21 protein-coding genes are annotated in these 25,628 nt (G+C 72.1%); 13 read left to right on the top strand and 8 right to left on the bottom strand.

Annotation, left to right across the window (positions count from 1 at the left end):
- The first annotated feature begins 690 nt into the window (after nt 1-690).
- From BIU94_RS17170 to BIU94_RS16140, 4 genes are all read left to right on the top strand, one after another.
- Entirely contained in the window at nt 691-1,284 is a 594-nt protein-coding gene (locus tag BIU94_RS17170; RefSeq protein WP_083404919.1) for a hypothetical protein, read from the top strand.
- 98 nt (nt 1,285-1,382) lie between these two features.
- The gene (locus BIU94_RS16130; RefSeq protein ID WP_071263229.1) at nt 1,383-1,943 is read left to right on the top strand and encodes a YceI family protein; all 561 of its coding nucleotides are present in this window, start codon (nt 1,383-1,385) and stop codon (nt 1,941-1,943) included.
- An 811-nt stretch (nt 1,944-2,754) separates the two neighbouring features.
- Nucleotides 2,755-3,321 (top strand): TIGR03086 family metal-binding protein, encoded by a 567-nt coding sequence (locus tag BIU94_RS16135; RefSeq protein WP_071263231.1) that lies wholly within the window; start codon nt 2,755-2,757, stop codon nt 3,319-3,321.
- A gap of 128 nt (nt 3,322-3,449) precedes the next feature.
- Entirely contained in the window at nt 3,450-4,397 is a 948-nt protein-coding gene (locus BIU94_RS16140; RefSeq protein WP_071263587.1) for an aldo/keto reductase, read from the top strand.
- Nucleotides 4,398-4,453: 56 nt separating this feature from the next.
- Here the strand turns inward: BIU94_RS16140 and BIU94_RS16145 are convergent, their stop codons facing one another.
- Nucleotides 4,454-5,404: an oxygenase MpaB family protein gene (locus BIU94_RS16145; protein ID WP_071263233.1), complete on the bottom strand. Its 951-nt coding sequence runs from the start codon at nt 5,402-5,404 to the stop codon at nt 4,454-4,456.
- A 59-nt stretch (nt 5,405-5,463) separates the two neighbouring features.
- Here BIU94_RS16145 and BIU94_RS16150 point away from each other — a divergent pair, with 59 nt between their 5' ends.
- Nucleotides 5,464-7,149 carry a long-chain-fatty-acid--CoA ligase gene (locus BIU94_RS16150; protein ID WP_071263240.1) on the top strand — a complete coding sequence of 562 codons (1,686 nt, stop codon included), beginning with the start codon at nt 5,464-5,466 and terminating at the stop codon, nt 7,147-7,149.
- Nucleotides 7,150-7,703: 554 nt separating this feature from the next.
- On the opposite strand, the gene BIU94_RS16160 is transcribed toward BIU94_RS16150, so the two are convergent.
- The 5 genes from BIU94_RS16160 to BIU94_RS17180 all read right to left on the bottom strand — a co-directional run bounded on the left by BIU94_RS16160 (nt 7,704) and on the right by BIU94_RS17180 (nt 14,224).
- The gene (locus BIU94_RS16160; RefSeq protein WP_254783032.1) at nt 7,704-9,605 is read right to left on the bottom strand and encodes an amino acid transporter; all 1,902 of its coding nucleotides are present in this window, start codon (nt 9,603-9,605) and stop codon (nt 7,704-7,706) included.
- A gap of 148 nt (nt 9,606-9,753) precedes the next feature.
- Nucleotides 9,754-10,599 carry an ABC transporter permease gene (locus BIU94_RS16165; protein WP_071263246.1) on the bottom strand — a complete coding sequence of 282 codons (846 nt, stop codon included), beginning with the start codon at nt 10,597-10,599 and terminating at the stop codon, nt 9,754-9,756.
- Nucleotides 10,596-11,612, bottom strand: a complete 1,017-nt coding sequence (locus BIU94_RS16170; protein WP_071263248.1) for an ATP-binding cassette domain-containing protein — start codon at nt 11,610-11,612, stop codon at nt 10,596-10,598. Before BIU94_RS16170 ends, BIU94_RS16165 begins: the two co-directional genes overlap by 4 nt.
- A gap of 59 nt (nt 11,613-11,671) precedes the next feature.
- A complete protein-coding gene (locus BIU94_RS16175) occupies nt 11,672-12,436 on the bottom strand; it encodes a hypothetical protein (protein ID WP_071263253.1) in 765 nt (254 codons plus the stop codon).
- 198 nt (nt 12,437-12,634) lie between these two features.
- Nucleotides 12,635-14,224, bottom strand: coding sequence for an inositol monophosphatase family protein (locus tag BIU94_RS17180; protein WP_139196086.1), 1,590 nt, complete (start codon nt 14,222-14,224; stop codon nt 12,635-12,637).
- Nucleotides 14,225-14,296: 72 nt separating this feature from the next.
- On the opposite strand from BIU94_RS17180, the gene BIU94_RS16185 reads away from it, so the two are divergent.
- Nucleotides 14,297-14,719: a DUF3054 domain-containing protein gene (locus BIU94_RS16185; RefSeq protein ID WP_071263256.1), complete on the top strand. Its 423-nt coding sequence runs from the start codon at nt 14,297-14,299 to the stop codon at nt 14,717-14,719.
- Nucleotides 14,720-14,735: 16 nt separating this feature from the next.
- Here the strand turns inward: BIU94_RS16185 and BIU94_RS16190 are convergent, their stop codons facing one another.
- Nucleotides 14,736-15,389: a spermidine/putrescine ABC transporter substrate-binding protein gene (locus BIU94_RS16190; protein ID WP_071263258.1), complete on the bottom strand. Its 654-nt coding sequence runs from the start codon at nt 15,387-15,389 to the stop codon at nt 14,736-14,738.
- Between the two features lie 809 nt (nt 15,390-16,198).
- Entirely contained in the window at nt 16,199-17,143 is a 945-nt protein-coding gene (locus BIU94_RS16195) for a DUF3097 domain-containing protein (protein ID WP_071263260.1), read from the bottom strand.
- Nucleotides 17,144-17,222: 79 nt separating this feature from the next.
- Between BIU94_RS16195 and BIU94_RS16200 the strand changes: the two genes are divergently transcribed.
- The 7 genes from BIU94_RS16200 to BIU94_RS16230 all read left to right on the top strand — a co-directional run bounded on the left by BIU94_RS16200 (nt 17,223) and on the right by BIU94_RS16230 (nt 25,533).
- Entirely contained in the window at nt 17,223-18,275 is a 1,053-nt protein-coding gene (locus BIU94_RS16200) for a zinc-binding dehydrogenase (protein ID WP_071263264.1), read from the top strand.
- A gap of 177 nt (nt 18,276-18,452) precedes the next feature.
- Nucleotides 18,453-19,694 carry an ROK family transcriptional regulator gene (locus BIU94_RS16205; protein ID WP_071263266.1) on the top strand — a complete coding sequence of 414 codons (1,242 nt, stop codon included), beginning with the start codon at nt 18,453-18,455 and terminating at the stop codon, nt 19,692-19,694.
- 177 nt (nt 19,695-19,871) lie between these two features.
- On the top strand, nt 19,872-21,212 hold the full coding sequence (locus BIU94_RS16210) for an extracellular solute-binding protein (RefSeq protein WP_071263268.1): 1,341 nt from the start codon (nt 19,872-19,874) through the stop codon (nt 21,210-21,212).
- Nucleotides 21,212-22,252: a carbohydrate ABC transporter permease gene (locus tag BIU94_RS16215; RefSeq protein WP_217639517.1), complete on the top strand. Its 1,041-nt coding sequence runs from the start codon at nt 21,212-21,214 to the stop codon at nt 22,250-22,252. The genes BIU94_RS16210 and BIU94_RS16215 overlap by 1 nt, the downstream gene beginning before the upstream one ends.
- Entirely contained in the window at nt 22,252-23,145 is an 894-nt protein-coding gene (locus BIU94_RS16220; protein ID WP_071263270.1) for a carbohydrate ABC transporter permease, read from the top strand. The genes BIU94_RS16215 and BIU94_RS16220 overlap by 1 nt, the downstream gene beginning before the upstream one ends.
- A gap of 7 nt (nt 23,146-23,152) precedes the next feature.
- On the top strand, nt 23,153-24,457 hold the full coding sequence (locus BIU94_RS16225; RefSeq protein WP_071263272.1) for a 6-phospho-beta-glucosidase: 1,305 nt from the start codon (nt 23,153-23,155) through the stop codon (nt 24,455-24,457).
- Between the two features lie 74 nt (nt 24,458-24,531).
- Nucleotides 24,532-25,533, top strand: coding sequence for an N-acetylglucosamine kinase (locus BIU94_RS16230; RefSeq protein ID WP_071263594.1), 1,002 nt, complete (start codon nt 24,532-24,534; stop codon nt 25,531-25,533).
- Nucleotides 25,534-25,628 lie beyond the last annotated feature (95 nt).

Below are 25,628 nucleotides of genomic sequence, written 5' to 3' on the forward strand. Positions count from 1 at the left end.
CCTGGCCGCCGGCCGCCGGGCTGCTGAGCGGGCGAAAGGCCCTGGTTTGCATGTCCGTCCGGTGATCCTTTCCGCCCACTCGGCAGCGGAGTCCTCTGCAGGACGCGCTGACCCGCCCTCGCCGCGGCCGAGCCGTCCTCGCCGTCGTCCCTGAGCCACACTTGCCGCGCGGCCGAGTGGGCGAGCGGGCGAAAGACCCGGGTACGCACGCCCCTCCGACCAGGGTTTCCGCCCGCTCGGCAGCGCAGGTACTCCTCCACACTCGCGCTCCGCTCGCCACCGTCCACAGCGGCAGGTCGATGCACCCCGACCACGTCGGCTCGCCCACACGCTGTGGCAATGACCGCCAGACGTCGGCTCCCCATGGCCCTCCGCGACACCTCGTTCCGAGTGCGCGATGCCCTGCACCGTGGCGTTTCCCGCTGTCGACTCGACGCAAAGGACCTCGTCCGGCCGTTCCATGGCATCCGTTCTGCGACCACGCCACGCACCGTCGAGGAACGTGCACGAGCGCTCGCTCCGCGGCTGCGTCGCGATCAGGTCTTCAGCCACGTCACCGCGGCCGCGATCCTCGGCATCCCGCTGCCCCGACGACACGAAGGCGCTCCTCGGCTGCACGTCACGACCATCGGACCCGACCAGGCGCTCCGCGTTCGCGGGGCAGTCGGCCATCGAGCGCGCGCTGGAACGGTGCGGGCGACGCAATCCCGCGGGGTCCGTCTCAGCGCTCCCGCCGACACGTTCGTCGCGCTCGCGACGATGCTCACCCTCGACGAGCTCATCGTGGCAGGTGACGCGCTGGTCGGATGGCTGGGATGGGCGACACTCGACGAGCTCGCCGCAGCGGTCGCCGAGCGGAGGGGCTGCAGGGGCGTCCGGAAGCTCCGACTCGCCCTCGACGAGATCCGTGCCGGGTCACGGTCTCCTGGCGAGACCAGGACACGGCTGGCCCTCGTGCGGCACGGGCTACCGGAACCGTCGCTGAACCACGACGTGGTCGTCGACGGCAGGTGGGTGGCGTGCGTGGACCTCGCCTACGTCGAGGCCCGTGTGGCCATCGAGTACGAGAGTGACCTGCACCGCACCGATCCGTCGACGTTCCGGAAGGACCTCACCCGAGGCGAGCACTTGAAGGACGTCGACTGGTGGCTCGTTCGCGCGACCGCAGTCGACGTGGGCCGCGGCGTCGAACGCTTCGTCCAGCGCCTGAGACGCCTGTTGCAGACCGGCATCCACGGACCGCACGATCGAAGGTCTCGCGACATGACAGTGAACATTGGTTGACGCTTCAACCAAAAGGGTGCAGACTGTCGTACTATCAACTCGATGCAGGCGCATCGATCGTGCTACACGACCCACTCTCGTTCGGAAGAAGGACCCTCATGACGCTCACCGCCTCCGCCATCCCCGGCTACCAGACCGGCACCTGGAAGATCGACCCGACGCACTCCGAGGTCACCTTCTCGGTCCGTCACCTCGCGATCAGCAAGGTCAAGGGCTCCTTCGAGCGCTTCGACGCGACCCTCGTGACCGCCGAGAACCCCCTCGACACGACGCTCGAGGCTTCGATCGACGTCGCCAGCGTCAACACCAAGCAGCAGCAGCGTGACCAGCACCTCGCGACCGGCGACTTCTTCCTCGCCGAGGAGCACCCGCAGATGACCTTCAAGTCGACCGGCATCCGCGAAGACGGCGACGACATGCTCATCGACGGCGAGCTCTCGCTCCGTGGCGTCACGAAGAACGTCACCCTGAAGACCGAGTTCGGTGGCGTCACCACCGACGGCTACGGCCAGGTCAAGCTCGGCGCCGAGGCCACGACGAAGATCGACCGCACCGAGTTCGGCGTGAACTGGAACGCTGCGCTCGAGGCCGGCGGCTTCACCCTGGGCAACGACGTCACCATCAACCTCGACGTCCAGTTCGTCCTCCAGGCGGCCTGAGTCCCCTTCGGACAAGCCCCACCGAGGGCACCGAACAGCACCACCCGAACCCGAGACAATCGCCCCGGCTCCCCACGGAGTCGGGGCGTTCGTCGTTTCCCGGCGCATCCGACCCAACGCCCCGAACCCCATCGGCCGACAAATCCCGCCATGCCGCCTTGCCCACCGGGGACGTCGCGACCGGGCGAAACACCCGGGTCACGACCACGCTCGACCCAGCAACTCCGCCCGCTCGGCACCTCCGACGACGTTGCCGTGTGAGCACACCAGGCCCGCTGCGAGCGCTCGAGCTGACCGGGCGGAGATGCTCAGTGCAGCCCGGACGCGACTCCGTCATTTCGCCCGCTCGACCCGCCGCACCCCGCACCCCGCCCGATACCCGGCACCCGGCACCCGGCACCCGGCACCCGGCACCCGGCACCCGGCACCCTCGCCCGACTCCGCCACCAGGACCGCTACAGTCACCGGGCGAGCCTCGAGCGCCACAACGGATCGAGGTCAGACCGAACGGGCGAAAGACCCGACTACCACCTCCGAGGACCCGGGTCTACCGCCCGCTCGGCGGCGGCCACCTTCGCGTAACGTCAACGGAGAGGCGCCAGACGCCAGACAGCAGCCCGCAAGCCGACCCCCCAACGGACCCCAGCCCGCAGGGCGACCACCCGACCGAGAGCCGGGGCGACCGCGGGAAGCCCAACACCACCGGGAATCCCCACCAGCGCTCCCCCGTTGGCAACGAACACGAGAACATCGAGCACCACCAGCAACACGAGAACACCGAGCACCCTCGCACGACGAACAGGAGCACCCCATGGCCACCGACTGGATCGCGATGCAGGCCCTCGCGGCAGCCGAGTTCGGCCGCCGGGTCGCCGCCGTCACGGACTGGGACGCCCCCACCCCGGACTCCGAGTGGTCCACCCGTGACCTCGTGGCCCACGTGGTCGACGAGCAGCGGTGGATCCCGAAGCTCCTGACGGGGTGCGACCACGCGCAGGCGGCGGCGGACCTCGAGCCGATCGGCGACGACCTCGCCGCCGAGTGGGCGAGGTACGCCGCCGCGGCCGGCGAGGCGTGGCAGCGGACGCCCGCCGACGTGCCCGTGCACCTCAGCACCGACGTGGTGCCCGCCGCGCAGTACCTCACCGAGCAGACGAGCGACATCACGATCCACACGTGGGACCTCGCGCGGGCGACCGGCACCGAGGAGACGCTGCCGCCGGAGCTCGTGCAGGCGGTGTGGGAGTACTTCGAGCCGCAGATCGAGGACCTCGCCGCCACCGGGCTGTACGCTGCGCCGGTCGACGTGACCGAGGACGCCCCGCTCCAGACCCGCCTGCTCGCGGTCACAGGCCGCGATGCCAGGGTGGCGGCATGACGACCGACACGAGCGACCAGCCAGCAGGAACGAGCAGCGCGACCACCGACACGAACGACACGGGCACCCCGGGCAGCACGAGCACCCCGACCGCCGGCACCGTTCGCCTCGGCGCCTCCGGCCTCGAGATGAGCAGCGTCGTCCTCGGCATGATGTCCTACGGCGACCCGGGCAAGGGCTCGCACGAGTGGAGCGTCGGCCTCGACGACGCCCGCCCGTTCGTCCGCCGTGCCTACGAGCAGGGCATCACCACGTTCGACACCGCGAACGTGTACTCGGCCGGCAGCAGCGAGGAGATCACCGGCACGCTCCTCAAGGAGCTCGCCCCGCGCGAGGACGTCCAGGTCTTCACGAAGGTCTTCAACCGGATGCGCCCGGGCAGGAACGGTGCCGGGCTGTCCCGTGCGGCGATCATGCACGAGATCGACGCGTCGCTCACCCGCCTCGGCACGGACTACGTCGACCTGTACCAGATCCACCGCTTCGACCCGCACACGCCGATCGAGGAGACGATGGAGGCCCTGCACGACGTCGTCAAGGCCGGCAAGGCCCGGTACATCGGCGCGAGCAGCATGTGGACGTGGCAGTTCGCCGAGATGCAGCACGTCGCCGACCTGCACGGCTGGACGCGCTTCGTCAGCATGCAGGACCAGTACAACCTGCTCGAGCGCGAGGAGGAGCGCGAGATGCTCCCCTTCTGCGCGCACACCGGCGTCGGCGTCATCCCGTGGAGCCCCCTCGCCCGCGGCAAGCTCACGCGCCCGTGGGACGCGCAGGGTTCCGGGAGCAGGGCCGAGACCGACCAGTTCGGCAAGACGCTCTACAAGCAGGACGAGGACGCGAACCGCGCGATCGTCGACGCGGTGCAGCAGGTCGCCGAGGCCCACGACGCGAGCATGGCGCAGGTCGCCCTCGCCTGGGTGATGCGGCAGCCCGCGGTCTCCGCCCCGATCGTCGGCGCGACGAAGGAGCACCACATCGACGACGCGGTGGCCGCCGCCTCGATCACGCTCACCGACGACGAGGTCACGCGCCTCGGTTCCGCGTACACACCCCGGGTCCCGTCCGGTTTCTGACGCACCACCTGCCGGACGGGAGGCCCGGTGCCGGCTGGCACCGGGCCTCCCGTCCGTCACACGGCCGGGTCCAGGTCCGCACCCGCCGCTGCCACGCCGCGCTCGCGGTCGAGCCGCGCGATGCGGACGAGCGCTGCGCGCTCGGTGCCGGTCTGGTCGCCGAGCACCGCGCCGAGGCCGTCGAGCACGAGGCCCGTCGCCCGCCCGACCGGCAGCTCCACGGGGCCGATCGACGGCGACCGCAGGCCGAGCATCGAGCGGTGGCGGGGGTCGAGCGTCGAGACCGCGCCCTGGAAGAGCGCCTGGTACCCCGGCCGGAGCATGAGCGCGAGTGGCGGGTTGCGGATGAACTTCACCACGTCGCGGGTCCGCGGGGTGACGGCGAGCTCGCCGCGGTCCAGGTAGCCGTCCATCTGCGCGCGGAGCTCCGGTTCGGACTCCGGCGGGTCGACCACGTTCATGAGCCGGCCGGCCGTCGCCCACTCGCGCACGTAGGCGTCGGCACCGCCCGGGATCGGGTCGCCCCAGCGCTGGGCGGCACGCAGGAAGGCGTCGGTGAAGGCCAGGTGGACCCACTTCGCCAGGTCGGGGTCGTTCGCCGAGTAGTCGCGGGGCATGCCGTGCCCGTCGACGTACTGGCCCCGCACCCGCTCGTGCAGGCGGAGCACCCAGGCGCTCGCGCCCCGGGCGGTCGCGGTGTCGCCGTGCGAGACGGTGTAGATCCAGCGGATGGTGCCCGCGAGCCGCCCGAACGGGTCCTCGCGGTACCGGGAGTGGTCGGCGACCCCGGCGAGCGCCCCCGGGTGCAGGGCCTGCACGAGGAGCGCCCGGACGCCGGCGACGATGGTCTGCTTGCCGCCGTGCACGGCCCACGTGGCCGATCCCGGGCCGAAGAAGCCGGCGTCGTCGCCCTGTTCGAGTTCGTCGATCCACTCCGGCTTGCCGGTCGCCCCACCCGTGAACGTGTCGTTGAGGCGGGAGCGGAAGGCATCGGAGACAGAGGGCATGACGCCATGGTCCGTCGCGCCCCTGACAATGCGCTCGGGGAGGCCGCTAGGTTGGTCGCGTGAGCATCGACACGCCTCGTCCCTGGCTTGCCTCGTACGCCCCGGGGGTCCCGCACGACATCGACGAACAGCGCGGTTCGCTCGTCGACCTCGTCGAACAGTCCGCGCAGGAGTTCCCCCGCAGGGTGGCGTTGGAGTTCTTCAAGCGCACCACCAGCTACGGCGAACTCGAGGAGCAGATCCGCCGGGCGGCGAACGGTCTGCGGAAGCTCGGGGTCGGCGCCGGCGACCGGGTGGCGATCGTGCTGCCGAACTGCCCGCAGCACGTCGTGGCGTTCTACGCGGTGCTCCGGCTCGGCGCGATCGTGGTGGAGCACAACCCGCTCTACACGCCGCGCGAGCTGCGCCACCAGTTCGAGGACCACGGGGCGAAGGTCGCCATCGCCTGGGACAAGTCCGTGGCGACGCTGCAGGACTTCCCGGCGGACGTCGCACTCGACGCGATCGTGTCCGTCGACCTCACCCGCGCGATGCCCCGCAGCACGCGCCTCGCGCTCGCCCTGCCCGTCGCGAAGGCCCGCGAGTCCCGTGCGAAGCTGACGACCTCGGTGCGCGGCACGACGAAGTGGGACGACCTGGTCGGCTCGCGCAAGCTGTCGAAGCGCCACCCGCGGCCGTCCACCGACGACGTCGCGCTCATCCAGTACACCTCCGGCACGACGGGCACGCCGAAGGGTGCGGTCCTGACACACCGGAACCTGCTCGCCAACGCCGCGCAGTCCCGAGCGTGGGTCCCCCAGGTCCGCCGGGGCGACAACGTCGTGTACGCGGTGCTGCCGATGTTCCACGCGTACGGCCTGACGCTGTGCCTGACCTTCGCGATGAGCATGGCCTCGCGGCTCGTGCTGTTCCCGTCCTTCGACCCGGCACTCGTGCTCACCGCCGTGAAGAAGCACCCGCCGACGTTCCTGCCGGCCGTGCCGCCGATCTACGCCCGCCTGCAGCACGCGGCGGACTCGGCGAAGGTGTCGCTCGCGGGCATCGAGATCGGCATCTCCGGCGCGATGCCGCTCTCGCAGGAGATCGTCGAACCGTGGGAGTCCCGGACCGGCGGCTACCTGGTCGAGGGCTACGGCCTGTCCGAGTGCTCCCCCGTGCTCATGGCGAACCCGGTGTCGCCGGAGCGGCGCCTCGGGTCGATCGGGCTGCCGCTCTCGTCGACCGAGGCCCGCGTGGTCGACCCGGACGACGCCGAGAAGGTCCTGGGCACCGACGAGCCCGGCGAGCTGCAGGTCCGCGGCCCGCAGGTGTTCCGCGGGTACTGGGGCAAGGCCGAGGCCACCGACGAGGTCTTCACGTCCGACGGCTGGTTCCGCACCGGTGACATCGTCTCGATCGGCGCGGACGGGTACGTCCGGATCGTCGACCGCCTCAAGGAGCTCATCATCACGGGCGGCTTCAACGTCTCGCCCTCCGAGGTCGAGGACGCCCTGCTCAAGCACCCCAGCGTCAAGGAGGTCGCGGTCGTCGGCATCACCACGGCCGGCAACGAGCAGGTCGTCGCCGCCGTCGTGCCGAAGGACCCGTCCTCGTTCGACCCTGCGGCGCTGCGGGCCTGGGCGCGGGAGCAGCTCGCGGCCTACAAGGTGCCGCGGCGCATCGTCGTCGTCGACGACCTGCCGCGCTCGATGATCGGCAAGGTGCTCCGGCGCAAGGTGCGGGACCGCATCCTCGCTGACGACTGACGGCTGACGGCTGACGGCTGACGGCTGACGACGGACGACTGACGGCTGACGACGGACGACTGACGGCGGGCATCGGGCCACGGCCGGCGGGCGGCGGAGGGCCACGGCCGGCGGGCGGCGGCGGAGGGCCACGGCCGGCGGGCGGCGGCGGCGGCGGCGGCGGCGGCGGCGGCGCAGGGTGGACGGTCGGTGGCGGCGGCAGGCGACTGCCGGCGGGGTCCGGCAGCGGCCACGCCGAGCGCCGGGCCGCTGCGACACCATCGACGTCGTACGACATCGACCACGTCGTTCCACGACGACCGCTCACCGCGCCCCGGAGACCCCCCGACCCCCGCGACGTGATCGACGTCGCACGACATCGAGGAAGTCACGACCCGCGGCGGCGGCGAGCACCAGGCCGTCGAGCCCGGAGGTGACCACCCCGAAGACGGCGGGTGGCACCCCCGGGGCGAAGCCTGTCGTGCCCCGGACCGTCGCGGCGACGTCGACCGTCGTGGCCCTACCGTCGGGACCGCGGCGCTCCCCCGACACCGCCCGCGGTCCCGGGGGCACGGTCAGGACACGTGGATGGTCGGGCGGCGGTTCACGTCCGGTTCGGCCTCGCGCAGGACCTCGCGCGTCACGGGGGCGACGTCGCCGACGCCGGTGAACACGAAGCGGATGGCGTTCCGGATCGGGTTGCCCTCGTTCCACTCGAAGTAGATGCTCGGCACGACGCCCGCGATGTCGCGGATGGCGAGCAGGGTCGACGCGATGGTGTTCGGCACGTTCCCCGAGCGCACCCGCAGCACCCGGTGGCCGGACACCACGTGCCCCTCGACGACCAGGTCCTCCTCGAAGTCGGACGAGTCCGCCGGCAGGACCTCGAGGAACATCGTCGGCACGCGCGCGGGGATGCCGGAGTCGCGGCGTTCCTCGCGGCCCTTGGACCGGTACGCCTCGGCGGTGCCGGCGCCGGGCTCGTTCGCGATGATGCACACCGAGCTGAACTGGTCGGCGTCGGCCTCGACGAACTGCCGGGCCACCGCGTCGAGCTCGATCGACGACGCGCGGAGCTCGAACGACCGCCGCACGCGTGACACGAGCGAGACGACGACGATCGCGATGATGAAGATCGCGGCGATGCGCACACCGTCCGGCCGCTCGATGACGTTCGCGACCGTCGTGTACACGAAGACGACGGAGATGACCGCGAACGCGATGGTCCAGCCGCGCTGCTGCTTGCGGCGGGCGGAGAGCGTCACGGCCACGGCCGCGCTGGTGATGAGCACGAGGACGCCGGTGGCGTAGGCGCCGCCCTGGGCGTCGACGTCGGCGTCGAAGACGATCGTGATCACGAACGCGATGAGCGTGAAGATGATGACGAGCGGTCGGGTCGCCCGCGCCCACTGCGGGGCCATGCCGTACCGGGGCAGGAAGCGCGGCACGAGGTTGAGCAGACCGGCCATCGCGCTCGCGCCCGCGAACCACAGGATGGCGACGGTGGAGAAGTCGTAGACCGAGCCGAAGACGCCGCCGAGGTACTCGTGCGCCAGGAACGCGAGTGCCCGGCCGTTCGCGCCGCCGCCCGGCTGGAACTCGGCCTGCGGGATGAGGAAGGTCGTCGCGATCGACGACGTGATGAGGAACGAGCTCATGATGACGGCCGCCACGGTGAGCAGGCGCTTCGTGCCGCGGATCCGGCCCTCGGGGCGGTCGCTCGTGTCGTCGGACGCGTCGCCACGCACCTGGGGCATGACGGCGACGCCGGTCTCGAACCCGGACAGGCCGAGCGCGAGCTTCGGGAACACCACGAGGGCGATGCCGATCATCACGAGCGGGTTGCTGTGCTGCGCGGTGAGCCCGGACCACCAGTCGCTCGCGACCATCGGGTGCTCGAACACGTGCCACAGCGCGACGACCACGACGACGGCGTTCAGGGCGAGGAACACGGCGACGAGCCCGACGGCGATGCCGATCGCTTCCTTGAACCCGCGCAGGAACACGATGCCGAGCAGGAGCAGCAGCGCCAGGGTGAGCGGGACCGGGATCTCGGTGAACCACTGCGGCGTGTACGGGTTCTCGGCGATGTGCGCCGTGGCGTCCGCCGCCGACAGGGTCATCGTGATCATGAAGTCGGTGACGGCGAAGCCGAGCAGCACGAGCACGAGCAGCTTGCCGGCCCACCAGGGCAGCAGCTTCTCGAGCATCATGATCGACCCGGCGCCCTTGAAGCTGTCCTGCGCCACCCGGCGGTACACGGGCAGTGCCCCGAACAGCGTCACGAGGACGAGCACGATGGTGGCGATCGGCGACAGCAGGCCCGCGGCGAGCGCGGCGATCGCCGGCTGGTACCCGAGCGTCGAGAAGTAGTCGACGCCGGTCAGGCACATGACCCGCCACCACGAGTGGGTCTTCTCCACCTCGACCTGGTGCGGCCCCTGGTGCGAGGCACCCTGGTCGGCGCCGTGCAGCATCCAGCGGCGCATGCGGGTACTGCGGTCGAGGGGCTGCTCGGTGGCGTCGCGCTGGGCGGCCCGCTCGGCGTCTGTCGCGGTCACGAGGTTGATGCTAAGCCGTCCGGACGACCGGTGCGTACACCCGGGAGCTGCCTGTGGAGAGCCCCTACGCCGCGCTGATCCTGCGGTACTTCGCCACGCTCCACGGCACGAACACCACGAGCATCACCGCGATGCCGACCAGGACCGTCAGCGCCGGGTGCTGCATCGTCCAGACGTCCGGGACCGGCGCCGTGCCGACGTTGCCGAAGAGCTCCCGCGCGGCCTGTACGAGCGACGACACCGGGTTCCACTCGGCGAACACGCGCAGCACCAGCGGCAGGGTGTCGCTCGGCACGAACGCGTTCGAGACGAAGGTCAGGGGGAAGAGGATCATGAACGACGCGTTGTTGATCACCTCGGGGGTCCGCACGCTCATGCCGAGCAGCGCCATCACCCAGCTGAACGCGTAGCTGAACAGGAGCAGCAACGCGATGCCCGCCAGGAACGCGGTCGGCGACGACTGCACCCGCCACCCGACCGCCAGCCCCGTGGCCATCATGATGACCATCGAGATGCCGTTGAGCACCAGGTCGGAGTTCGTGCGGCCGACGAGCACGGCCGACGCCGACATCGGCAGCGTCCGGAACCGGTCGATCAGCCCCTCCTTGAGGTCCTGCGCCATCGCCGACCCCGAGAACGTCGCACCGAAGACCACGGTCTGCGCGAAGATCCCGGCCATCAGGAACTGCGTGTAGTCGGTGCCCTGCACCCGGATCGCGCCGCCGTACACCTGGCTGAACAGCAGCACGAACATGATCGGCTGGAGCACCGCGAAGACGAGCATGTCCGGCGAGCGCTTGATCTTGATCAGGTTGCGCTTGGTGACGGTCCAGCCGTCCTCGAACCAGACCGCCACCGGTGCGGTCACCGCGACGGGGAGCTGCCGCCCCGTCCCGACGGAGGTCGTCATCGGACCGTCTCCTTCCGGGGGCGCTCGGAACGGGTGCCCGGCACGTCCGGATCGGGGTCGTCCCCGGAGGCCGCGTGGCCGGTCAGGCGCAGGAACACGTCGTCGAGGGTCGGGCGGCGCATCCCCGCGTCGTGGAGCGCGACGCCCGCCGCGCTCAGGTCGGCGAGGACGCGCTGCAGGGCGGCGGGACCGGCGTCGACCGCGACCGCTCGTGTCCGCCCGTCCCCCGACGTCTCCACCTCGCCGCGGCCGTACCGCCGCAGCACCGTCGTCGCCGCGTCGCCGTCGGTCTCGTCGACCAGGGTGACGACGACCCGGTGCCCGCCGACCTGTGCCTTGAGCTGGTCCGCCGTGCCCTCCGCGATGACCGTGCCCTCGTCGATCACGACGATGTCGTCGGCGAGCCGGTCGGCTTCCTCCAGGTACTGCGTGGTGAGCAGCACGGTGGTGCCCCCGGCGACGAGGTCCTCGATGATGCCCCAGAGCGCGAGCCGGCTGCGTGGGTCGAGGCCGGTCGTGGGTTCGTCGAGGAACAGCACCCGCGGGTTCATCACGAGGGCGCCCGCCAGGTCGATCCGGCGACGCATCCCGCCCGAGAACCCCTTGACCGGACGGTCGCCGGCCTCGGACAGGTCGAACACGTCGATGAGCTCGCGGGCCCGCTCGCGGGCCGTCCGCCGGCCGAGGTGGTACAGCCGCCCGATCATCTCGAGGTTCTCGAACCCGGTCAGGTTCTCGTCGACCGCCGCGTACTGGCCGGACACGCCGATCGACCGCCGGGTCGTCTGCGGGTCACCGACCACGTCGATGCCGTCGATGGTCGCCGTGCCGGCGTCCGGGGTGACGAGGGTGGTGAGGACCTTCACGGTCGTCGTCTTGCCGGAGCCGTTCGGTCCGAGCAACGCGGTCACCGTGCCCTGCGGCACGGAGAGGTCGAGTCCGGTCAGCGCGTGCACCGTCCCGGACCTCGATCGGTACGTCTTCGTCAGCCCGGAGGCCTCGATGATGGCCATGTCGCTCCCTCGTCGACCCTGCAGCAGATCCGTCGAGCGGTGGGAGCGACGACCGTCACCTAGACGTCGAAGTCCCCACCGAAGTCACCGAAGCCACCGCCGCCGCCACCGAAGTCGGAACCGCCGTCGCCCCAGCCCGCACTCTCGAACCCGCCGCCGTCGGCCCCACCGCCATCGGAGGCACCACCGTCACCGGACTCGGCACCAGTGTCCTCCGATCCGCCCTCGCCCGCAGCATCCGTACCGCCGTCGAACGATCCGGGGTCGGGCAGGAACGCGCTCATGATCGCCGACCCGATGACGTAGCCCGCCACCGTGCCGAGGATCGACGCACCGATCATGCTGCCGAAGGAGGGACCGCCGCGCTGGCCGCCGAATACGCCCATCCCGCCCGCGCCGCCGCGGCCAACGCCGCCGAGCGACCGCTCGGCGAAGCCGGGCTGGCGGATCTCCGACCGGGTGACGGCCTGCGCGAGCGAGCGCGGGTCGTCGCCACGCGGTGCCTCACCGGCGGGTGCCGTGCGCGTGAACTCGTCGAACACCATGCGGCGCTGCTCGTCGGTCAACGTCGCGAAGGCCTCGGCGTGGACCTCCTCGATGCGCTCCGGCGGCGCGGTCCGGAGCAGGTAGCGGTACCGCTCGACGGCACGCTCGTCGTCGGTGGCCGCGGGTGCGCCGGACGGGGCCGGCTGCTGCACGGGCTGCTGGTAGGACTGCTGGCCGTACTGGTAGCCCTGCTGCTGCGGCTGCCCCCACTGGTTCTGCTGTGCGTCCCCGTTCCGGTCGCGGTCCGGGCGTCCGAGCAGACGGTCGAGGAATCCCATGGTCAGTGCTCCTTCGGTGCGCGGCCGGTCCGGTCGGACCCGCCGTGGACTGCCACAGTAGGCAGGCACGGGCGCCGCTGACTGTGCGCCTGCACAGAGTCCGCCGAGAGCGACGGACGAGCGGCCGGGAGGCCCGGTGCACGCCCGCCCCGCCCGGTGCGCACGCGCGTGGCCGGCTCGGGACCGCGGCCCGGGTGGTCAGCGCGCGGTCGCCAGCGCGCGCACCCAGACGGTGTGCAGTTCGTCGGCGGCCCCGGGGTGGGCGACGAGGAACGGCTCGCCGACGGGAGGGAAGCCCTCGACGGACCCGTCGCGGGTGAGCACGACGCCGCCGGCCTCGTGCACGAGCAGCACGGCGGCACCGTGGTCGACCGGGTTGAACGCCGGCACGCAGGCGCCGATCCCCCGCCCGGCCGCGACCTGCGCGATCGTCAGCGTCCCGGAACCCTGCACCCGGACCGTGCACGAGCGGTCGGCGAGCGCGTCGAGGAACGCCCCGAAGCCCGGCCACGGTCGGTGCCCGTCGAGCTCGGTGCCGACGACCGCCCCGGCGAGCGACCGGGGCGCGTCGTCGAGCTGCAGGGCACGGTCGCGCAGGACGGCGCCGCGCCCGCGTCGGGCCTCGAGCACCTCGCCGCGCCAGGGGTCGGCGACGACACCGACGAGGGGCCGGCCGCCGCGCGTCAGGCAGAGCGACATCGACGTCCAGGGCACGCCGTTCACCAGGTTCGTGGTGCCGTCGACGGGGTCGAGGTACCAGCGGTGCCGGTCGCCGGGGGCCTCGCCGTACTCCTCGCCGGTGAAGCCGTGCGTCGGGAAGGCGGCACGCACCCGGGAGCGGACGTGCAGCTCCACCATCCGGTCCACGTCGGTCACGAGGTCGGCGGGGTCGGCCTTCGCCCGCACCTCGCCGACGGGGTGCTCCCGGGTGAGGGCGATGACCTCGTGGGCGATCCGGTGCGCCAGGGCCTGCGCACGTGCGGCGACCTCGGCCTCGGTGGGTTCGCGGTCGCGGTCCGGCCACCCGTCGCGCTCCGCCGCGGCGAGCACGGCCCGGATGCCGGCGACGTCGTCGGTGGTGATCGCGTCGACGCCGAGCTGCGCCGCCCAGAGCGCCGGGGCGGGTTCGTCGACCGTCCGCGCCGCGACCCGCACCCCGAGGGCGTGGGCGGCCCGGACCGTGGCCGGGGTGAGGAAGGCGACGTCGAGGTCGAGGGTCGACGGTTGCAGGGCCTCGAGGTCTGCGGCCGTCGGCGGCGCGAGCGACTCCCACGTCAGCCAGACCTCGGCGTCCGGTAACGCGGCGCGCACCGTGGCCATCGCGTCCGGTGTGCCGCGCCAGGCGACGGCGGTCGAGCCGGTGGCGGTGCCGACCGTCCGTGCCGCCACGAGGGCGTCGGCGGGGTCGACGAGGTCGACGAGCAGTGAGGCGTGGCAGCCGTCGAGCCGCTCGAGCACGGCGTCGAGCCGCGGGATCCGGTCGAGGCCGTTGCCGAGCCGGGCGACCTCGCACCAGTCGACGTCGGCCACGCGGCGGCGGTCCCCCCACATCCGGCCGAGGGTCTCGTCGTGCAGCAGCACCGCGACCCCGTCGGCGGTGCGTCGGACGTCGACCTCGACGGTGTCGACGCCGAGCGCCTCGGCCACCGCGACGGCGGGCAGCGTGTTCTCGCGGCGGACGCGCGGCGCACCGCGGAGTGCGACGAGGCGGGGCGGCCGGACACCGTGCCCGCCGGGCGACGCAGCCGGGGTCCGATGCGTGACCGGGGCCTGCGGTGTCGTCGTCATCGCCGCATCGTCGCCGATCTCGACGAACACCGCGTGACCGGACCGTGAACGGGCGGCTGCGATGATGGACGGGTGACCGCACGCACCTGGGGATGGCTCGCAGCCGTCGTCGACATCGTCCTGATCGTCCTGTTCGCACTCATCGGCCGGTCCTCGCACGGCGAGGCGAACACCGCGGGCGCCCTCTGGACGACGGCGTACCCGTTCCTGGCCGGCTGGGTGGTCGGCTTCGTCGCCACGGCGGGGTGGAAGCGACCGCTGCGCCTCTGGCCGACGGGCGTCCTGGTGTGGCTGCTGACCGTCGCCGTGGGGCTGGCGATCCGCGTCTGGACCGGTCAGGGCGACGTCGACGGCGACCCACTGCCGGTCTCGTTCGTCATCGTCGCGACGATCGTGCTCGGGGTCTTCCTGCTCGGGTGGCGTGCGATCGCCCGTCTCGTCCTCCGCACACGGGAACGCCGCTCCGCCCGTCAGGGAACGACCGCCGGGCGGTGACCCCCGAGCGGCCGGGTCAGAAGAGCCCGGATCGCGCGCCGTCGTCCGGGCCGTCGAAGCCGCGGAACATGTCCGACACCAGCGCCTCGATCTGCGGCTCGACCAGCCGTTCGACCGCCTCGGCGATCCGCGGACGGTGGTCGATGAGCGCCAGGCACACCGCCGTACCGGTCGACCGAGCACACTCGTCGGACAGCCCGATCTCGTGCCGGAGCGCCGCCTTCGCCTCGTCGGACAGCGGCTCGCGCGGCGTCTGCTCGGCGGCCCCGGTGCCGGTCAGCTCGTCGAGGGTGAACAGGAACGGTTCGCCCGGCGACGGCTCGGGGTCGACGTCGAGCCCCTGGAACTCCGGCGAGAGCCCCTCGGCCGGCTGGTACCCGGCGTGCCGCTTCCGCGCCGCCGCCCGTTCCAGTTCGCGCTGCAGCAGCGGCAGGTTCTTCGCCGTGTAGTCGTCGACGGCGTCCTCGATGATCGTCGAGATCCGACCGATCAGGGCGTGCTGGACGGCGTGCGGGACGTCGGGGCCGAAGCCCGCAGCACTCGCGATCGGCGACCCGGTGCACTTCCGGCAGATGCGGGTCCGCGGCCGGGCGGTGCCGATCTGCCACCGCGGCAGCCAGCGCAGCCAGACGTCGACCGCGCCGCGCACGCGTCCGTCGATGCCGTCCATCCCTCAACGATACGGAGCACGGCCACCGATCGCGCCCCGCCATCCCGCACGAGCGGGCGGAATCGTCCCCTCCGCCGCCTCCACACCCACCGGATCCGCCCGCTCACCCGAACGGGCGCGAACGCCACCCCGCACGCCCCGCACGCCCACCGCCCGAGCCCGTTCCCGCGAACGGGCGAAATGGTCCCCTGTCCGCGCCGCGCGCCCACCGGATCCGCCCGCTCACGCGAGCGGGCAGTACCGCCCTACGCACGGCGGCGTACCCGCCCATGCCGCCCGCTCGCCGAGCGGGCAGAACCGCCCACCCGCGGGACTCCCGTACCCACCGGATCCGCCCACTCACGCGAACGGGCGGAAACGACCACACGCACGACCCTCACACCCACCGAAAAGGCCCGCTCACCGCTGAGGCGGAAACATCCCCACCCGTGCGGCTCCCGCCCCAGCCCGTACCGCCCGCTCACGCGAACGGGCGGAAACGACCACACGCGCGGCCCTCACACCCACCGCATCCGCCCGCTCACCGCTGGGGCGGAGACGTCCCGACCCGCCCGCTCGCCGAGCGGGCAGAACCGCCCACATGCACGGCCCCCACACCCACCGAAAACGCCCGCTCACGCGAACGGGCAGAAACGCACACACGCACGGCCCCACACCCACTGAAAACGCCCGCTCACGCGAGCGGGCACAAACACTCACACACGCGACCCCCGCACCCAGCGGATCCGCCCGCTCGCGCAGAGCGCGGGAAGGACGGGAGGCACGGATCGCCACGAGCGCCCGGCCCGCCGCGCCGACGGGGCCGGGTGTCAGCCCTGCGGTTCGGTGACGAAGTCGATGAGCTCCTCGACGCGGCCGAGTAGCTGGGGCTCGAGGTCGGCGAAGGTGCGCACCTGCCCGAGGATCCGCTGCCACGCCCGGGCGATGTCGGCCTGTTCGGCGTGCGGCCACCCGAGCGCCTGGCAGATGCCGGCCTTCCACTCGATCGAGCGTGGGATCGTCGGCCACTCCCGCAGCCCGACGCGGGCCGGCTTGACCGACTGCCAGACGTCGACGAACGGGTGCCCGACGACGAGCACGTGCGCGCCCCACTTGCCGCGCATCACCGCGTCGGCGAACCGGGACTCCTTCGACCCGGGCACCAGGTGGTCGACGAGCACGCCGACGCGACGGTCTCGCGTCGGGCGGAAGTCGTCCAGCACGTCGGCGAGGTTGTCGACGCCGGAGAGCTCCTCGACCACGACGCCCTCGACGCGGAGGTCGGCGCCCCAGACCTTCTCGACGAGCTCGGCGTCGTGCTTGCCCTCGACCATGATGCGGGAGGGCAGGGCCACCCGAGCTCGCTGCGACTCCACCGCGAACGATCCGGACGCGGTGCGGAGGCGACCGCCGTCGGACGCCTGCCGCACGGCGGGCGCGGCCCCGGGCCTCCAGTCCGCGTGGACGGAACCCGGCGAACCCGGTGCGCCGGCAGCGGCTGCGGCAGACCGGCCGACCGGCGCCTGCGGGCGGCCGAGCGTGACGAGCTCGCCCTCGAGCAGGAACTGCCCGGTGAAGGGGAAGGAGCGGGTGCGGCCCTTCCAGTCCTCGAGGGCGACGTTGCCCGCCTCGAGCCCGACGACCGCGCCGGCCCAGCCGGAGTCGGGGTCCTCGAGCACCATGTCCCGTTCGAGCGGCACCTGCCGCACCTTCTTCACGCCCTTCGAGCGCCAGTCGCCCGAGAGCACGTCACTGCCGTACCGGTCCTCGTCCACCCGCACGAGAGTACTGTCGATGCGGCCCCGGACGAGGACGACCGGCCGATCCCAGCATCCCCCGACGGAAGGCACGTCCGTGCGCGCAGCAGTCATCCACGCCCCCCGCGACATCCGCGTCGAGGAGCGCGACCAGCCCGGCATCCGGCTCCCCGGCGACGCCGTCGTCCGGGTCGTCGCGGCCTGCGTCTGCGGCTCCGACCTCTGGCCCTACCGCGGTGTCCGCGACACGAAGGAGCCCCGGGCCATCGGCCACGAGTTCGTCGGAGTCGTCGAGTCCGTCGGTGCCGAGGTCAGCGACCTGGCAGCGGGCGACTTCGTCATCGCGCCGTTCACCACGAACGACGGCACGTGCCAGGCGTGTGCGCACGGCATGACGAGCGGGTGCGACCACGGCTCCACCTTCGGTGTCACGCCGGACGCCTACGGCGAGCCGCTCGGCGGCGCCCAGGCGGAGTTCGTGCGCGTGCCGGACGCCGCCGCGACGCTCGTGCGGGTGCCGGGCCCGGTGGACGACGACCTCGTCCCCTCGCTGCTGACCCTGTCCGACGTGTTCTCGACCGGCCACCACGCCGCCGTCTCCGCCGAGGTCGGCCCTGGCAAGACCGTCGTGGTCGTCGGCGACGGCGCCGTCGGGCTGTCCGCCGTGCTCGCGGCGAAGCGCCTCGGTGCCGAGCGCATCATCGCGATGAGCCGGCACGCCGACCGGCAGGCGCTCGCGCGCGAGTTCGGCGCGACCGACGTCGTCGAGACCCGCGGCGACGAGGGCGTGCAGGCCGTCCGGGACCTGCTCGGCGGCGACCTGGCCGACTGCGCCCTCGAGGCCGTCGGCACCGCGGAGAGCATGGACCAGGCCCTGCGGGTCGTCCGTCCCGGCGGCAACGTCGGGTACGTCGGCGTGCCGGCTGGTGACCCGGAGCTGCCGATGCCGTTCCTGTTCGCGAAGAACATCACGGTGGGCGGCGGCATGGCCCCGGCCCGCGCGTACATCCCGGAGCTGCTCGAGGACGTGCTCGCGCGTCGCATCGAGCCCGGCAAGGTGTTCGACCTCGAGCTGCCGCTCGACGACGCCGCCGAGGCCTACGCCGCGATGGACGAGCGCCGCGCGATCAAGGTGCTGCTGCGCCCGTAGCGGCGCGCGCCGAGACGCACGTCCGGCCGGACGGGAGGCCCGTGGCGATGCCGCCACGGGCCTCCTGTCCGTCGGCGGGCCGGGTCCGGAGCTCGTACGTTTCGCGGAGCAGAACGCGTGTTACCGATCGGTAAACAAACCTTTCAGTAAACAACGTTGTCCGTTACAGTCCTCGACATGACCACACGAGGACGCACCCCCGGCCAACCCGGCCTGCTCCGTGTGCTGAACGACCGGGCGGCCCTCGAACTGCTGCTCGACGGCGGTCCGTCGACGCGCAACGAGATCGCGCAACGCACCGGCCTCAGCAAGCCGACCGCCGCCGAGATCATCCGCCGGCTCGAGTCGGCCGACCTCATCCGCCCGGCGGGCACCGACACCCAGACCGGGCGTCGGGGTCCGAGCGCCGTCGTGTACGAAGCCATCACCGACCGTGACCTCGGGGTGGCGGTCGACGTGCAGCTCGTCGACGTCCGGTCGACCGTGGTGGACGCCGCCGGCCGCACGTTCCCGGTCGCCACCCACCGCATGTCCGACGCCGAGGTCCGTTCCCCCGGGTCGGACATCGTCGCCGCGGCGATCTCCCGCGCGGCCGCTGCGGCCGGCGTGGACCCCGAACTCGTCACCGCCGTCGCGGTGGGCGTGCAGGCGAGTGTCGACCACGCGACCGACACCCTCATCTTCACCGACGGCCTGCCCGGATGGCCCCGTGAGCAGGTGAGCGCGACCCTGTCCGCCGAGCTCGGCGTCCACGTCGTCGTCGAGAACGACGCCAACCTCGCCGCCATCGCCGAACGCAACATGGGGGCCGGTCGGGCGCCCGGGTCGTTCGCCCTCTTCTGGATGGCCGAGGGCCTCGGCATGGCCCTCGACCTGCACGGCCACCTGCACACCGGCGCCTCCGGCGCCGCGGGTGAGATCGGCTACCTCAGCGTGCCCGCCGACGCACGCTCCATCGACCCGACGGCCACGATCGTCGCGGACCTCATCTCCGAGTCCGCCGTCATCGCCCTGGCCGCCGAGCACGGGATCACGGCACCGGACGGCACCGCCGCCGACTGGCGCCAGGTGCTCCCGCAGCTGCCCGGCCTGCCCGAGCAGCACCCCTTCACCGTCGCCCTCGGCGAGCGCGTCGGGCACAACGTGCTCCCCGCCCTCGCCGTCGCCGATCCCGAGACGGTCGTCCTGCACGGTCCGACCGGGATCGCTGGTGGCCCCGCCCTGGCCGCCGCCGTGACCGCATGGCTCCGGACCCGCTCGCGCTGGTCCACCGCCGTGGTCGCGCCCGGCGTCCCCGACACCCCCGTCCTGCACGGTGCCAGACACGTCCTCATCGACGTCGTCCGCACCGCGCTCGCGGACCGACTCGAGCGCATCAGTGACGATGCCCCGACGCCGGACCCCGTCGAGCGCCCCTGAACCGTTCCACCCGCACCACTCGAGGCACCATCACCCAGCCCTGTCACAGGGCTCTTCGTCGCGCCCGGAAACGGACGGCGCCCGGCAACGAGCAGCACCCGGCAACGGGCACCGCTCGGCACCGGGCACCGGCCGCGACCGCGGAGCGGCGGAGCGAGATCAGAGAGCGAGTCCCGCATGTCACTCCCCAGTCCGAAGTCCCGGCGGATCGTCGCCGCCGTCGCCGTCGCTGCGGCCGGCGCCCTCGTCGTCGCCGGCTGCAGCTCGGGTTCGAGCGCCGAGAGCATCGACGAGAGCGCCCCGAAGGAGCTCAAGGGCACCGTGTCCCTGTGGCACTTCTTCACCGGCCGCGAAGCCGGCGTGGTGAAGACCGCCGTCGAGGGCTTCGAGAAGGCCAACCCCGACGTCACCGTCGACATCCACGCCGGCCAGGACGACGAGAAGCTGCAGAAGGCGATCTCGTCCGGCCAGAACATCGACGTGGGCCTGTCGTACTCGACCGCCATCGTGGGCAGCTTCTGCTCCTCGGGTGCCTTCCGTGACCTCTCCCCCTACATCGAGCGCGACGAGGTCGACCTGTCGGACATCCCGAAGGCCGTGCAGTCGTACACGCAGTACAAGGGCACCCGGTGCACGCTGCCGGCCCTCGCCGACGTCAGTGCGCTGATGTACAACAAGCCGCTGCTCGAGAAGGCCGGGATCGACTCCCCACCGAAGACGCTCGACGAGCTCAAGACCGACGCCCTGAAGCTCACGACGTACAACGCCGACGGCTCGATCAAGCAGCTCGGCTTCAACCCGCTCATCGACTTCTACGAGAACTCGCCCGAGCACTGGGCGCCGATGGTCGACGGCTCGTGGTTGGACGAGGACGGCAACAGCGTGATCGGCACGTCCGACGCCTGGAAGCGGCTCATCACCTGGCAGAAGGGCTTCGTCGACGAGATCGGGTACGACAAGCTCAAGGCCTTCACGTCCGGCCTCGGGCAGGAGTTCGCGGCCGACAACGCGTTCCAGACCGGCCAGGTCGCGATGCAGATCGACGGCGAGTACCGCACGGCCTTCATCAAGGACCAGAAGCCGGACCTCGACTACGGCACCGCGCCGACCCCGGTGATGGACGGGCTCGGCAACTACGGCTCGACGTACATCGCGGGCAACGTGGCGGGCATCGCGAAGGGCTCCAAGAACCCCGAGCTGTCCTGGGCACTCCTGAAGTACCTGTCGACGGACACCGACGCGCAGGTCACGCTGGGCAACGGGCTGAAGAACATCCCGACGCTCACCTCGGCGCTGGAGTCCCCCGACCTCGAGGTCGACGAGAACTACAAGACCTTCGTCGACGTCGCGGGCAACAAGGACACCATGACCTCGCCCGGCACCGCCGACGGCGCCGCGTACATCGGCACCTTCACGAAGTTCTGGCAGGCGTACCAGCAGAAGGGCGGCGACCTCGACGCCCAGCTGCAGAAGCTCGACTCGGACATCGACAACGCCAACCAGCTGGCTGGTCCGTGATGAGCGTCACCACCAAGACGACCGGCCAGGAGGCTCGGCTCGCCCGCGCCGCTCGGCCCACGGACCCGACGGGGTCCGGTCCGGTGCCCCCGACCGCTCCGCGACGTCGTCCCCGCTCCGCGGAGTCCCGGCGCCGCCTGGTCGCGCTGACGATGCTCGCGCCGGCCCTGGCGGGCCTGGTGGTCTTCTTCGCCTACCCGCTCGTCGCGTCGATCTTCTACTCGTTCACGCGCTACAACCAGCTGCAGGAACCCGAGTTCGTCGGGCTGCTGAACTACCGGTTCCTGTTCACGCAGGACCCGCAGATCGGCCCCGCGGTCGTCAACACGCTGTGGTTCGTCGTCATCCTGGTGCCCGTCCGGATCGTGTGCGGACTCCTGGTGGCCGGGCTGCTGTCACGTGCCCGCACCGCCACGGGCTTCTGGCGGACGCTCTTCTACCTGCCCGCGCTGGTGCCGCCGGTCGCGAGCGTCGTGGCGTTCGTGTTCCTCTTCAACCCGGGCACCGGGCCGGTGAACCAGATCCTCCGCGTCTTCGGCGTCGACGGGCCGCTGTGGTTCAACGACCCGGCCTGGTCGAAGCCGTCGCTCGTCATCCTGGGCGTCTGGGTGATGGGCGACATCATGATCATCTTCCTGGCGTCCCTGCTCGACGTGCCGCGCGACCTGTACGAGGCCGCGTCGCTCGACGGTGCGAACGGCGTCCAGCGGGTCCGGCACATCACGCTGCCGACGATCGCCCCGGTGATCGGCTTCGCCGCGGTGACGGGGGTGATCGCGGCCCTGCAGTACTTCACCGAGGCCGCGGTGGCGTCCGGGGTCGCGTCCGGCAAGGCGACGATCGGTGGCGGGACCGCCGCCCAGCTCGGCTACCCGGGCACGTCGCTGCTCACGTACACCGAGCTGCTCTACCAGCACGGGTTCGCGAACTTCCAGTTCGGCTACGCGTCCGCCATGGCCGTGGTCCTGTTCGTGATCACCGCGGTGGTGCTCGTCCTCACGATGCGCCGCATCTCCGTCTTCCGACCCGAGGAGTCCTGATGACCGCCGTGTCCCAGTCCCCGCTCGCCCGGGCTCCCCGCGGTGCGGCGTCCGGCTCCGCCCGCGGTCCGCGCCGCAGCCTGCTGGTCTGGATCGCCGAACACGCCGCGCTGGTGGCCCTCGGCGTGCTGACCATCGCCCCGATCGTGTTCGTGGTCCTGACCTCGCTCATGTCGAGCAACCAGGCACTCACGGCGTCGATCGTTCCCCGGCCGCTCGACTTCTCGAACTACGCGCGGGTGTTCACCGAACTGCCGCTCGCGCAGTGGTTCGGCAACTCGTCGATGTACGCCGTGCTCGCCACCGCGTTCATGCTCGTCAGCTCGGTGCCGGCGGCCTACGCGCTCGCCCAGATCAAGTTCCGGGGCGCGAACCTCATCTTCACGGTGATCATCGTCGCGATGCTCCTGCCCCCGCAGGTCACCGCGGTGCCGGTCTACGTGATGTGGTCGCACCTGCACCTGACCGGCACCCTGTGGCCGCTCATCCTGCCGAACCTGCTCGGCGACGCGTTCAGCATCTTCCTGCTCCGCCAGTTCTTCATGACCATCCCGAAGGAGTACGGCGACGCCGCCCGCATGGACGGCTGCAGCGAGTGGGGCGTGCTCTGGCGCGTGGTCGTCCCGATGGCCCGCCCGGGCATCGCGTCGGCGGCGATCTTCATGTTCTTCCACTCGTGGAACGACTACTACGGCCCGCTCCTGTACGCGTCCGAGAACCAGGCCGCCTGGCCGGTGGCGTACGGGCTCGCGACGTTCCGCGGGCAGCACGGCACCGACTGGTCGATGACGATGGCGATGACCGTCGTCGTCATGGTCCCCGTCGTCATCATCTTCTTCTTCGCACAGAAGGCATTCGTCGAGGGCATCGCGCTCACCGGCGTGAAGGGATAGCACCACAGTGAAACTCGCAGTCATCGGTGGCGGATCCACCTACACCCCCGAACTCGTGGACGGCTTCGCCCGGCTCCGCGACCAGCTCCCCATCGACGAGCTCTGGCTCGTCGACCCCGACCCCGTCCGCCGCGAACTCGTCGGCGGTGTCGCGAGGCGGATGTTCGCCCACACCGGCCACCCCGGCACGATCCACGTCACGGACGACGTCGTCGCCGGGGTCTCGGACGCCGACGCCGTCATGTTCCAGCTCCGGATCGGCGGGCAGGCCGCCCGGCACCAGGACGAGACCTGGCCGCACGAGGCCTGCTGCATCGGGCAGGAGACCACCGGTCCCGGCGGGTTCGCGAAGGCGCTCCGCACCGTGCCCGTGGTCCTGGAGTACGCCGAGCTCGTCCGCGAGCACGCGAAGCCGGACGCCTGGATCGTCGACTTCACCAACCCCGTCGGCATCGTCACCCGCGCCCTGCTCGAAGCCGGGCACCGCGCCGTCGGCCTCTGCAACGTCGCGATCGGGTTCCAGCGGCGCTTCGCGAAGGAGTTCGACGTCGCTCCGTCGGCCGTCCGGCTCGACCACGTCGGTCTCAACCACCTGACGTGGGAGCGCGGCGTCCACGTGACGGACGGCTCCGGCGAGCGCGACGTCCTGTCCGAGCTGCTCGCTGCCGACACCGGTGCCCTCGACCGGATGGCGGAGAGCGTGCACATGCCCGCCGACCTCATCCGAATGCAGCACGCCGTGCCCTCGTACTACCTGCGCTACTTCTACAGCCACGACGTCGTGCTCGAGGAGCAACTGCACGCCCCCACCCGGGCCGAAGCGGTGATGGAGACCGAGCGGGCCCTGCTCGCGAAGTACGCCGACGAGTCCGTCGTGACGAAGCCCGCCGAGCTCGAGCAGCGGGGCGGTGCGTACTACTCCGAGGCGGCGATCGACGTGCTGTCCTCGATCCTCGGCGACCGCGGCGACGTGCAGGTGCTCAACGTCCGGAACGACGGCACGTTCCCGTTCCTGCCGGACGACCACGTGATCGAGGTGCCGGCCCGGGTCACGCGTCAGGCGATCACCCCGCTGCCGGTGTCCCCGCTCGACCCGGACATGGCGGGCCTGGTGGCCCACGTCGCCGGGTACGAGCGGCTCGCGCTCGACGCCGCGGTGCACGGCGGCCGCGACCGGGTGCTCCGCGCGATGTGGGCGCACCCGCTCGTGGGACAGGTCGACAAGGCAGAGCAGCTCACCGACCTGCTCCTGGCCGCGAACGCGGACCACATCCCGTGGGCGCGATCGGAGCACGTGCCGTGGGCGGGCTGAGCCGGACCGGCGAGGCGGGCCCGGCGCGAGCCTCCCGTCCGCCCGCTCCGGCCCCACCGGACGCGACCGACGTCGTGCTCGCCGTCGACGGTGGCGGGAGCAAGACCGACGTCGTCGCGATCGCGCTCGACGGGACCATCGTGGGGCACGCGCGCGGTCCAGGGTCGAACCCGCAGACCCGGGGGTGGGACCTCGCCGGCCCGATCCTCGACGACGTCCGTGCACGGGTGGTGGGTGAGCTGGGCGACCGGCGCATCCGCACCACGCACGTGTACCTGGCCGGGCTCGACCTGCACGACGAGCTCGTCGCGGCGACCGCGGCCCTCGCGCACTGGGCCGAGGACGGCGGCGAGCCGCACGTGCTCGACAACGACCTGTTCGCGCTGCTGCGGGCCGGCACCCTGTCCCCCGACGCAGCGGCCGTGGTGTGCGGCACCGGGATCAACGCCCTCGCCGTGCGTGCCGACGGCACGACCGCACGGTTCCCCGCCATCGGCGACGTCTCCGGTGACTGGGGCGGCGGCGCGTGGCTCGGCAACCGGGCGCTCTGGCACGCGGCGCGGGCCGACGACGGCCGCGGACCTGCGACGGCGCTGGTCGACGCGGTGCCGGCGGCGGTCGGCCTCCGCAGCGTCCGCGAGGTCACCGAGGCCATCCACTTCGGACGCCTCGACCAGCGCGTGTTCAACCGGCTCTGCCCGGTGCTGTTCGACGTGGCCGGAGCCGGTGACGTGGTGGCCCGGAGCGTCGTGGAGCGCCAGGCGGAGGAGATCGTCCTGCTCGCCGCGGTCGCACTCGAGCGGTTGGGCCTCGCTGGTTCGGCGACCGAGTCGGTACCCGTGGTGCTCGGCGGCGGCGTGCTCGCGGCGCGGCACCCCTTGCTCGTCGACGGTGTCGTCGGCGGGCTCGCTGCCCGGGTGCCGGGAGCGGTGCCGACCTGGGTGACCGATCCCCCGGTGCTCGGCGCGGGGTTGGCGGCGCTGGAGTCGGTCGGCGCCGACGACGCCGCGCTCGAGCGGTACCGCGAGGCCGTGCGCTCCCGCGCCTTCGCGAGCACGACCACGCTGATCCGCTGATCCGCTGATCCGCTGATCCGCTGCCCGCTGATCCGCTGATCCGCTGCCCGCTGATCCGCTGATCCGCTGATCCGCTGGCCGCTGATCCGCTGGCC

The sequence above is a fragment of the Curtobacterium sp. MMLR14_006 genome (assembly GCF_001864985.1).
Classification (GTDB): Bacteria; Actinomycetota; Actinomycetes; order Actinomycetales; family Microbacteriaceae; genus Curtobacterium.